The organism is Brachybacterium sp. Marseille-Q7125, assembly GCF_023062615.1.
GTDB lineage: Bacteria > Actinomycetota > Actinomycetes > Actinomycetales > Dermabacteraceae > Brachybacterium.
Map to the genome: position 1 here is coordinate 1 of NZ_JALLAL010000143.1, position 582 is coordinate 582.

The window sequence follows — 582 nt, forward strand, 5'->3', positions numbered from 1 at the left end:
ATGCTAAGAAAAATCTAATAGTAGTGCCAATAGTTGGGACTACAATTCCTCACGAAGTACGCGGACACTTTGGTGCTGGAAATATATTAATAATGCCTGCTGTAGAAGGTACAGGAGTAATAGCTGGGGGACCTGCTAGAGCCGTACTTGAGCTAGCTGGACTAAAAGACGTTAGAGCTAAATCTTTAGGGTCTAACAATCCAAGAAATATGGTAAATGCAACAATTGAAGGTCTTAATTCTCTAAAAACAGTTGAAGATATAGCTAAACTTAGAGGTAAAAATGTTGAAGAACTTCTAGGGTAAGGACGAAGAGTAAAATGGCTAAAATACAAATAAAGTTAGTTAGAAGTGTTATAGGAACTACTCCTAACCAAAAAAAGAATGTTGAAGCGTTAGGATTAAGAAAAAGAGAACAAGTTGTTGTAAAAGAAGACAATGCTCAAACAAGAGGTATGATAAATAAAGTAAGTCACTTATTAGAAGTAACTGAAATAGCTGAATAATTTTTATAAAGTAGTGCAAGGAGGTGCAATCCATGAAGTTACATGAGTTAAAACCTGCTGAAGGTGCAGTAAGAGCT

General features: G+C 35.4%; 1 protein-coding gene and 1 pseudogene. Both read left to right on the forward strand.

Annotation, left to right across the window (positions count from 1 at the left end; genetic code table 11):
• A pseudogene (gene rpsE / locus MU407_RS14095) lies at positions 1-305 on the forward strand (30S ribosomal protein S5); the annotation flags it as partial.
• Between the two features lie 14 nt (positions 306-319).
• Complete coding sequence (gene rpmD, locus MU407_RS14100; RefSeq protein WP_246958429.1) at positions 320-505, forward strand: 50S ribosomal protein L30; 186 nt, start codon at positions 320-322, stop codon at positions 503-505.
• The last annotated feature ends 77 nt before the right edge of the window (positions 506-582 follow it).

Coding starts and splice junctions, on each gene's coding strand:
- rpmD (WP_246958429.1), top strand. CDS start 320: ATGGCTAAAATACAAATAAAGTTAGTTAGAAGTGTTATAGGAACTACT.